10 protein-coding genes are annotated in these 9,062 nt (G+C 68.5%); all 10 read left to right on the forward strand.

Translation table 11 applies throughout. From position 1 onward, the window contains the following. Positions 1 to 241 (forward strand): hypothetical protein (locus AX737_RS18000; protein ID WP_210173136.1); only part of this gene is annotated, 241 nt, incomplete at its 5' end. Between the two features lie 268 nt (positions 242 to 509). After that, a complete protein-coding gene (locus AX737_RS18005; RefSeq protein ID WP_066923832.1) occupies positions 510 to 1,427 on the forward strand; it encodes a branched-chain amino acid transporter permease subunit LivH in 918 nt (305 codons plus the stop codon). Then, the gene (livM, locus tag AX737_RS18010; RefSeq protein WP_066923834.1) at positions 1,427 to 2,806 is read left to right on the forward strand and encodes a high-affinity branched-chain amino acid ABC transporter permease LivM; all 1,380 of its coding nucleotides are present in this window, start codon (positions 1,427 to 1,429) and stop codon (positions 2,804 to 2,806) included. The genes AX737_RS18005 and livM overlap by 1 nt, the downstream gene beginning before the upstream one ends. Beyond that, on the forward strand, positions 2,807 to 3,715 hold the full coding sequence (locus AX737_RS18015; RefSeq protein ID WP_066923836.1) for an ABC transporter ATP-binding protein: 909 nt from the start codon (positions 2,807 to 2,809) through the stop codon (positions 3,713 to 3,715). Then, positions 3,712 to 4,509, forward strand: a complete 798-nt coding sequence (locus tag AX737_RS18020) for an ABC transporter ATP-binding protein (RefSeq protein WP_066923838.1) — start codon at positions 3,712 to 3,714, stop codon at positions 4,507 to 4,509. The genes AX737_RS18015 and AX737_RS18020 overlap by 4 nt, the downstream gene beginning before the upstream one ends. Beyond that, positions 4,506 to 4,886, forward strand: a complete 381-nt coding sequence (locus AX737_RS18025; protein ID WP_197430622.1) for a DUF6867 family protein — start codon at positions 4,506 to 4,508, stop codon at positions 4,884 to 4,886. Before AX737_RS18020 ends, AX737_RS18025 begins: the two co-directional genes overlap by 4 nt. A 103-nt stretch (positions 4,887 to 4,989) precedes the next feature. Beyond that, positions 4,990 to 6,111 carry a branched-chain amino acid ABC transporter substrate-binding protein gene (locus AX737_RS18030; RefSeq protein ID WP_066923839.1) on the forward strand — a complete coding sequence of 374 codons (1,122 nt, stop codon included), beginning with the start codon at positions 4,990 to 4,992 and terminating at the stop codon, positions 6,109 to 6,111. A gap of 422 nt (positions 6,112 to 6,533) precedes the next feature. Continuing rightward, positions 6,534 to 7,457 carry an amino acid ABC transporter substrate-binding protein gene (locus tag AX737_RS18035; RefSeq protein WP_066923841.1) on the forward strand — a complete coding sequence of 308 codons (924 nt, stop codon included), beginning with the start codon at positions 6,534 to 6,536 and terminating at the stop codon, positions 7,455 to 7,457. 156 nt (positions 7,458 to 7,613) lie between these two features. Further along, positions 7,614 to 8,336 carry an amino acid ABC transporter permease gene (locus AX737_RS18040; RefSeq protein WP_066923843.1) on the forward strand — a complete coding sequence of 241 codons (723 nt, stop codon included), beginning with the start codon at positions 7,614 to 7,616 and terminating at the stop codon, positions 8,334 to 8,336. Then, a complete protein-coding gene (locus tag AX737_RS18045; protein ID WP_066923845.1) occupies positions 8,336 to 9,028 on the forward strand; it encodes an ABC transporter permease subunit in 693 nt (230 codons plus the stop codon). The genes AX737_RS18040 and AX737_RS18045 overlap by 1 nt, the downstream gene beginning before the upstream one ends. Positions 9,029 to 9,062 lie beyond the last annotated feature (34 nt).

Consider the following 9,062-nt stretch of genomic DNA (forward strand, 5'->3'; position numbering starts at 1 on the left):
GCCCGAGATCCTGCACCAGATGCAGGACGAGCGCCGAGCCGATGAAGCCGCAGCCGCCGGTCACCAGTATCCGCATCGCAATCCTCGCCTCGGGCAGGGACCATCCGCCAGCCTGAGGCTTGACGGTTTCGCCGATCGCCTGCAGCGCTGGCTCTCAATCGCAGCGCGTCCCGCAGGCTTTTCCGTCTTCTGGCTGCCGTGTCAACAGATGGAGGAACGGCTGCAGTTGCACGGGCTGTAGGTCATCTTACACTGACACGTATCCACCACGTATCCACGCGATCTGGCATGTTGAGCGCCGATCCGTGCGGATGTCGGGCGACTTCTGCCGGTGCACGATCACGGGTCGATCACAGGCAGCGGGAAGCAGAAAGCGACCATGGGTCCTCGGCGGACGGAGCGGACTCTCGCCATTCGTCACCGAAGGGCTCTGGCGGTAAACCTAGCGGTACGGTACGCCCCTTGCTCACCGAGCGCGGGCAAGACAAGCCAGGAGCGGCACAGATTCGATGGAAGTCTTCCTGCAGCAGCTGATCAACGGCCTGACCCTCGGGTCGATCTACGGCCTGATCGCGATCGGCTACACGATGGTGTTCGGCATCATCGGCATGGTGAACTTCGCCCACGGCGACGTCTTCATGGTGTCGAGCTTCATCGCGCTGATCGTCTTTCTGATCCTGACCGCATGGCTCGGGATCAGCTCGATCGCGCTGGCGCTCCTGATCGTGCTGGTGGTGGCCATGATCCTCACCGGCCTCTGGGGCTGGGCGATCGAGCGCGTGGCCTACCGGCCCCTGCGCGGCTCGTTCCGGCTCGCGCCGCTGATCTCGGCCATCGGCGTCTCGATCTTCCTGTCGAACTTCGTGCAGGTGGCGCAGGGTGCCCGCAACAAGTCGACGCCGCCGCTGCTGTCCGGCGGCATCACCCTGATGGAATCGGAGAGCTACACCGTCTTCCTCTCCTACAAGCAGTGCCTGATCATGGCGGTGACCGCGGTGCTGCTGACCGGCTTCTGGTACCTCGTCCAGCGCACGCCCTTCGGGCGGGCGCAGCGCGCCTGCGAGCAGGACCGCAAGATGGCGGCGCTCCTCGGCATCGACGTCGATCGCACGATCTCCCTGACCTTCGTGCTCGGCGCCGCGCTCGCGGCCGTCGCGGGCGTCCTCTACCTGCTCTACTACGGCACGGTCTCGTTCTCGGACGGGTTCGTGCCGGGCGTGAAGGCCTTCACGGCGGCCGTGCTCGGCGGCATCGGCTCGCTTCCGGGCGCGGTGCTGGGCGGCCTCATCATCGGCCTGATCGAGGTGTTCTGGTCGGCCTATTTCTCGATCGAGTACAAGGACGTCGCGGCCTTCTCGATCCTCGCGATCGTGCTGATCTTCATGCCCTCCGGGATCCTCGGCCGCGCCGAGGTCGAGAAGGTCTGATGGCGCCCGCCCGCTCCCCCGGCCTGCCGGACATCCTCCGCGACGCCGGCCTCTACGCCCTCGTCGCCTTCGCGCTCTGCGTGCCGGTCGTCAGCTACCGCACGGAAGCCGGCCCGGCCGGGCTCGAACTGCTGCCGCGCTGGCCGCTCGTTGGTCTCCTCTGCGCCGGCATCTTCGTGCTGCGCTTGGCTCAGCGCCTCGTGCTGGCCCGCCGCGACGCGCGGCGCGCGCTCATCCCCGCACCGTCCCAGGCGACCGAGGCCGTGCACGCCGAGCCGGCGGCCGGCCAGACGGTCTCCGGGTTCGCCCTCTGGGCCTTCCTCGGCCTCGCCCTCACGCTGCCGGTGATCGCGACCCTGGCGAGCGGGGGGCTGGGGCCCGCCCGCTACTGGATCGACCTCGGCATCCTGATCCTCACCTACGTGATGCTCGGCTGGGGCCTGAACATCGTGGTCGGCCTCGCGGGCCTGCTCGACCTCGGCTACGTCGCCTTCTACGCGGTCGGCGCCTACACCTACGCGCTCCTGTCGACGACCTTCGGCCTGTCCTTCTGGGTCTGCCTGCCGCTCGCCGGCCTGTTCGCGGGCCTCTGGGGCATGGTGCTGGGCTTTCCGGTCCTGCGCCTGCGCGGCGACTACCTCGCCATCGTGACGCTCGCCTTCGGCGAGATCATCCGGCTCGTGCTGATCAACTGGACCGACGTCACGGGGGGCGCGGCCGGCATCTCGTCGATCCCGCGAGCCTCGTTCTTCGGCATCCCCTTCACCGCCGACGAGGACGGGTTCGCGGCCCGCTTCGGGTTGAGCTTCGACTCGATGCACCGGGTCGTGTTCCTCTACTACCTGATCCTGGCGCTGGCGCTTCTCACCAACCTCGTCACCCTGCGGTTGCGCCGCCTCCCGATCGGGCGCGCCTGGGAGGCCTTGCGCGAGGACGAGATCGCCTGCCGCTCGCTCGGCATCGACACCACGGCGACGAAGCTCACCGCTTTCGCGCTGGGGGCGGCCTTCGGGGGCTTCGCGGGCTCGTTCTTCGCCGTGCGCCAGGGCTTCATCAGCCCGGAGAGCTTCAACTTCCTGGAGAGCGCCATCATCCTGGCGATCGTGGTGCTGGGCGGCATGGGCAGCCAGATCGGGGTGGCCATCGCCGCGGTCGCGATGGTGGGCGGCCCGGAGCTGCTGCGCAACCTCGGCTTCCTTAGCGCCGTCTTCGGCGAGGGCTTCGACCCGAACGAGTACCGCCTGCTGCTCTTCGGCCTCGCCATGGTGACGATGATGGTCTGGCGCCCCCGCGGCCTGATCTCGGAGCGGCAGCCCTCGGTCTCCCTGGGGCGCGCCCGCGGCATCTCGGGCGCCCATGTCAGCGAGGGGCACGGCTAGATGAGCGCGCTCCTCTCACCCACGCCGAAGACCGCCGCCCGGATCGCCGCGACGCCCGACGCGGTGCTCTCGGTCGCCCACCTCACCATGCGGTTCGGCGGCCTCACCGCCGTCAACGACCTCTCCTTCGAGGCGCGGGCCGGCGAGATCACGGCGCTGATCGGCCCGAACGGGGCCGGCAAGACCACGGTGTTCAACTGCATCACCGGTTTCTACAAGCCGACCGAGGGCATGCTGCGGCTGGTGCAGCCCGACGGCAGCGTGCACCTCCTGGAGCGCCTGCCGAACTTCGCGGTGAACCGCACCGCCCGCGTCGCCCGCACCTTCCAGAACATCCGCCTGTTTCCCGGCATGACGGTGCTGGAGAACCTGCTCGTGGCCCAGCACAATCCCCTGATGCGGGCCTCTGGCCTCACCATCGGGGGCCTTCTGGGGCTGCCCTCCTACCGGGCCGCCGAGCGCGCCGCGATCGAGAAGGCCAAGGACTGGCTCGCCCGGATCGATCTCCTGGCGCGGGCCGACGAGCCGGCCGGCGCGCTGCCCTACGGCGCGCAGCGCCGCCTCGAGATCGCGCGCGCCATGTGCACCGACCCGGTCCTGCTCTGCCTCGACGAGCCGGCGGCCGGTCTCAATCCGCGCGAGAGCGCGGAGCTCAACGACCTCCTGCGCCTGATCCGCGACCGGCACGCCACCTCGGTGCTGCTGATCGAGCACGACATGTCGGTGGTGATGCAGATCTCCGACCACGTCGTGGTGCTCGATTACGGCGTGAAGATCGCCGACGGCACGCCCGCCGAGGTGCGGGCCGATCCCCGCGTGATCGCGGCCTATCTGGGCGTCGAGGACGAGGAGGTCGAGGCGGTCGAGGCCGAGGTGGGCCTCGCGCCGCATCCGGAGGCCGGACGATGAGCGTCGCCGGCATCAACGTCCTCGTCGAGGAGACCCGGGCCATCCAGGCGCGGGCCGGCGAGCCGCTCCTCGCGATCGAGGACGTCTCGACCTATTACGGCAGCGTCGCGGCCCTGCGGGGCGTCGATCTCACGGTGGGCCGAGGCGAGATCGTCACGCTGATCGGCGCGAACGGGGCCGGCAAGTCGACCCTGATGATGACGATCTTCGGCGCGCCGCGCGCCCGCTCGGGCACGATCCGCTACGCGGGCGAGGACATCACCCGGCTGCCGACCCACCGGATCGCCCGGCTCGGCCTCGCCCAATCGCCGGAGGGCCGGCGCGTCTTCCCGCGCATGAGCGTGTTCGAGAACCTCCAGATGGGCGCGAGCCTGCACGGCGGGCGCTGGTTCGCGCAGGATCTGGAGCGGGTCTGCGCCCTGTTCCCGCGCCTGAAGGAGCGCCTGCAGCAGCGGGCCGGCACCATGTCGGGCGGCGAGCAGCAGATGCTGGCGATCGGCCGCGCGCTGATGAGCCGGCCGACGCTCCTCCTCCTCGACGAGCCCTCGCTCGGTCTTGCGCCCTTGGTGGTGAAGGGCATCTTCGACGCGATCCGCGACCTCAACCGGCAGGACGGGATGACGATCTTCCTCGTCGAGCAGAACGCCTACCACGCCCTCAAGCTGGCGCATCGCGGCTACGTGCTGGTCAACGGCCGCGTCACCATGAGCGGCACGGGCCGCCAGCTCCTCGACGACCCGGCCGTGAAGGCCGCCTACCTGGAGGGCGGCCACGGCGCCGCGACGACGGCGTGAGCGCGCTCCAGGGGATCCTGTTCGAAGAGGAATCGATCTGGCTCTTCGGGCTCGTCACCGTGGTGATGGGCGGCTGGGCCGGCTGGATGGCCGCACGCGCGGTCGCCCGGGCGTGGCGGCCGTTCCCGTACGCCGTCCTGGCGCTGCTGCTCGTCGCGGCGGCCGTGCGCTTCATCCACTTCGCGCTGTTTTCCGGCACCCTGCTCTCGGCGCAGTACTATCTTGTCGACGCCGCCGTGGTGATGCTGATCGGCGCGGCCGGCTACCGCTACACCCGCACCCGCCAGATGACCACGCAGTACCGCTGGCTCTATGAGCGGACCTCGCCGCTCTCCTGGCGCGAGCGCCCTTCCGAGGGGGCGCCGGGGCGGTCATGATCGCGCAGGCAGGCCGGGGCCCCGCGCTCAGGCAGGCCGGACGCATGAGGCACGCCGCGCCGGCTTGGGCGCGGTCGCGTGTGACGTGAGGGAGATGACCGGGATGAGAGCAACACTTCTGGCGGGCCTCGCGCTCGGCCTCCTGAGCGCCGGCTCGGCGCAGGCGCAGCTCAAGATCGCCGTCGGCGCGCCGATCACCGGCAACAGTGCCGCCTTCGGGGCCCAGCTCAAGAACGGGACCGCCCAGGCTGTCGAGGACATCAACAAGGCCGGCGGCATCAAGGGCCAGAAGCTCGAACTCGCGGTCGGCGACGACGCCTCAGACCCGAAGCAGGGCGTCTCGGTCGCCAACAAGTTCGCCTCGGACGGGGTGAAGTTCGTGGTCGGCCACTTCAACTCGGGCGTCTCGATCCCGGCCTCCGACGTCTACGCCGACGCCGGCATCGTCGAGGTCACCCCGGCCTCGACCAACGTGAAGTTCACCGAGCGCGGGCTCTGGAACACCTTCCGCACCTGCGGCCGCGACGACCAGCAGGGCGCGGTGGCGGGCGAGTACCTGACCCGGCACTTCAAGGGCAAGAAGGTCGCGATCATCCACGACAAGACCCCCTACGGAAAGGGGCTCGCCGACGAGACGCTGAAGGCCTTCAAGGCCAAGGGCGGCAAGGAAGCGCTCTACGAGGGCATCAACCCGGGCGAGAAGGACTACTCGGCCCTCGTCTCGAAATTGAAGCAGAACGGCATCGATGTCGTCTATTTCGGCGGCTACTACACCGAGGCCGGCCTGATCATCCGCCAGATGCGCGACCAGGGCCTGAAGGCGCCGCTCATGGGCGGCGACGGCATGGTCGACAAGGAGCTCGTGGCCATCGCGGGCCCGGGCGCCGAGGGCACGCTCACCACCTTCCCGCCGGACGCCCGCAAGAACCCGAACGCAAAGGACGTGGTCGCGGGCTTCAAGGCCAAGGGCATCGATCCGGAGGCCTACACCCTCTACGCCTACGCCGCCGTGCAGATCTACAAGCAGGCCGTCGAGGGCGCGGGCAGCCCCGACGCCAAGAAGGTCGCGGCCTTCATGCGCGAGGGCAAGCCCTTCCAGACGGTGCTCGGCCCGATCAGCTTCGACAAGAAGGGCGACATCACGAAGCCCGACTACGTCATGTACACCTGGAAGAAGAACGACAAGGGCGTGGTCGACTACGCGGGCAACGAGGTGACGCAGTAGGCCGGTCGCCGGCCGCGAGCCAAAGGGCCGCCCCGGGCAACCGGGGCGGCCTTTTCTCTGCCCACGGCGCGCAACCCCCTACAATGGCTCTGGAACGTCGCCCAGGCGGCGCGGAAAGCCCGATGCGTCCGCCCATGGAATGTGCAAGATGCACGGGGCACGGGCGAAAAGTCCGGTCTGGACGCTGCGAGCGGACGATCAGGGTGGAAATCTTGGGCAGATCCGACGCCGGCCAGAGCGGCCGCGCTCTCGCCGGGCCGCTGACGGGGCCGAGCTTTCCCGTGTGCCACCGCCGCGCCGGGCTCACCGGCGTGTTTCCCGTTCCACAAATCGGCACCATCATTGCGAAGGCGCATCGGCAGGCCGAGCGCACCCGCGATGTGGGCCGACGCCCGCTCGGCATGATCAGGAGTTTCGTTTCAATGCAGGTTCGTTTCGACCGTCGCGGAGTGGCGCTCGGCCTCGCCCTCGGCGCCTCCCTCCTCGCGGCGCCGGCCGGCGCCGAGGATCTGACCGGAACCCTCAAGAAGGTGAAGGACACCGGCGCCATCACGATCGGCTACCGCGATTCCTCCGTGCCGTTCTCCTATCTCGGTGCCGACCAGAAGCCCGTCGGCTACGCCATGGACATCTGCTACAAGATCGCCGACGCGGTGAAGGCGCACCTCAAGCTCGACAAGATGGAGGTGAAGCTCAATCCCGTCACCTCCGCGACGCGCATCCCGCTCATCGCCAACGGCACGATCGACCTCGAGTGCGGCTCGACGACGAACAACGCCGACCGCCAGAAGCAGGCGACCTTCACCAACTCGCACTTCCTCACCGCGACCCGCTACGTCGCCAAGAAGGACGCGAACCTCAAGACGATCGAGGACCTGAAGGGCAAGACCGTGGTCTCGACCTCGGGCACCACCAACATCCGGCAGATCAACGAGGCCAACACCGAGCGCAAGCTCGGCCTGACCATCCTGCCGGCCAAGGACCACGCCGAGGCCTTCCTGATGGTCGAGACCGGCCGCGCCGTCGCCTTCGTGATGGACGACGTGCTGCTCGCCTCGCTCGCCGCCTCCTCGAAGACGCCCGACGCCTACGCGATCTCGACCGAGGCGCTCTCGAAGCCCGAGCCCTACGGCATCATGCTGCGCAAGGACGACGCGCCCTTCAAGGCCGTCGCCGACGCCGCCACCAAGGCGCTCTACACCAGCCCCGAGGGCAAGGCGCTCTACGACAAGTGGTTCACCAAGCCGATCCCGCCGCGCGACATCAACCTCAAGCTTCCGATGACCGAGGCGATGGAGAAGCAGTTCAAGACCCCGAGCGACAGCCCGGATCCGGCCGCCTACTGAGGCGACCGGCCTGAAAACCCTCGCGCGGGTCTTCACCCGCGCGAGGTTCCTGTGCAGAACGCGGGTCGGGCCGAGGTTTTCGCGGGCGGATACGCCTCGGACCTGCTCGACTGAGCCTCGATCTCCCGGCCCCGATGCGGCGAAGTCTGTAGAGCGATGAATTACAACTGGAACTGGGGCATCTTCCTCGAGCCCTCACCCGAAGGTGCCGGCACCTACGCCGACATGCTGCTCTCGGGCCTCCTCTGGACGATCGCGACCGCGCTCTGTTCCTGGGTGATCGCCTTCTGCCTCGGCTCCATCATCGGCGTCCTGCGCACGCTGCCGAACAAGGCCGCCAACGCGGTGGGCACGGCCTATGTCGAGCTCTTCCGGAATATCCCGCTGCTGGTGCAGATGTTCCTCTGGTACTTCGTCCTGCCGGAGGTTCTGCCGCAGGCCTGGGGCACCTGGCTCAAGCAGCTGCCCAACGCGCCCTTCTACACCGGCGTGGTGTGCCTGGGCTTCTTCACCGCCTCGCGCGTGGCCGAGCAGGTTCGCGCCGGCATCCAGGCGCTTCCCCGCGGCCAGCGCATGGCCGGCACCGCGATGGGCTTCACCGTGGCGCAGACCTACCGCTACGTGCTCCTGCCCAACGCCTACCGCATCATCCTGCCGCCGCTGACCTCCGAGTTCCTGAACAACCTCAAGAACACCTCGGTCGCGCTCACCATCGGCCTCCTGGAGCTCACCGCCCGGGCGCGCTCGATGCAGGAATTCTCCTTCCAAGTGTTCGAGGCCTTCACGGCCGCGACGATCCTCTACGTCCTCATCAATCTCGTCGTGATCACGGCGGCCTCGTTCATCGAGCGCTCCGTGGCGATCCCGGGACAGCGCTGATGCTCTCGAACTTCGACTTCAGCGTCATCACCTCGTCGCTGCCCTACCTGTTCGGGCAGGGCATGGTCTTCACGCTCTCGCTGACCGCCATGGCGGCCGGCATGGGCATCGTGCTCGGCACGCTGATCGCCATGGCCCGCCTCTCCGGCGTGCCGGGGCTGAAGCACGTGGCCAAGGTCTATGTCGAGCTGATGCGCTCGCTGCCGCTCGTGCTCGTCATCTTCTGGTTCTACTTCCTGGTGCCCTATATCGGCGCCTACGTGACCGGCGCCTCGACGCCGATCCAGGTCGGTGCCTTCCCGTCGGCGCTGATCACCTTCACGCTGTTCGAGGCGGCCTACTTCTCCGAGATCATGCGCGCGGGCATCCAGTCGATCCCCAAGGGGCAGACGGCCGCGGCCTCGGCGCTGGGGATGAACTACTGGCAGTCGATGCAGAACGTCGTGCTGCCGCAAGCCTTCCGCAACATGCTGCCGCTCCTTCTCACGCAGACGATCGTGCTCTTCCAGGACACCTCGCTCGTCTACGTGCTCTCGCTCACCGACTTCCTCGGCGCCGCCTCGAAGGTCGCCCAGCGCGACGGGCGTCTCGTCGAGATGTACGTCTTCGCGGCCGTGGTCTACTTCGCGGTCTGCCTCGCAGCCTCGTTCCTGGTGCGGCGCCTGCAGGCCCGCGTCGCCATCATCCGCTGACCGTCAGCGCCGTCTCAGGGGATCGCCCATGACC

It is taken from the genome of Methylobacterium sp. CCH5-D2 (assembly GCF_001556475.1).
Classification (GTDB): Bacteria; Pseudomonadota; Alphaproteobacteria; order Rhizobiales; family Beijerinckiaceae; genus Methylobacterium; species Methylobacterium hispanicum.

Excerpts from the sequence above, each read along its gene's own strand:
- AX737_RS18035 (WP_066923841.1), top strand. The coding sequence starts at position 6,534 with ATGCAGGTTCGTTTCGACCGTCGCGGAGTGGCGCTCGGCCTCGCCCTC.
- AX737_RS18040 (WP_066923843.1), top strand. The coding sequence starts at position 7,614 with ATGAATTACAACTGGAACTGGGGCATCTTCCTCGAGCCCTCACCCGAA.
- AX737_RS18020 (WP_066923838.1), top strand. The coding sequence starts at position 3,712 with ATGAGCGTCGCCGGCATCAACGTCCTCGTCGAGGAGACCCGGGCCATC.
- AX737_RS18005 (WP_066923832.1), top strand. The coding sequence starts at position 510 with ATGGAAGTCTTCCTGCAGCAGCTGATCAACGGCCTGACCCTCGGGTCG.
- AX737_RS18015 (WP_066923836.1), top strand. The coding sequence starts at position 2,807 with ATGAGCGCGCTCCTCTCACCCACGCCGAAGACCGCCGCCCGGATCGCC.
- AX737_RS18030 (WP_066923839.1), top strand. The coding sequence starts at position 4,990 with ATGAGAGCAACACTTCTGGCGGGCCTCGCGCTCGGCCTCCTGAGCGCC.
- AX737_RS18045 (WP_066923845.1), top strand. The coding sequence starts at position 8,336 with ATGCTCTCGAACTTCGACTTCAGCGTCATCACCTCGTCGCTGCCCTAC.
- livM (WP_066923834.1), top strand. The coding sequence starts at position 1,427 with ATGGCGCCCGCCCGCTCCCCCGGCCTGCCGGACATCCTCCGCGACGCC.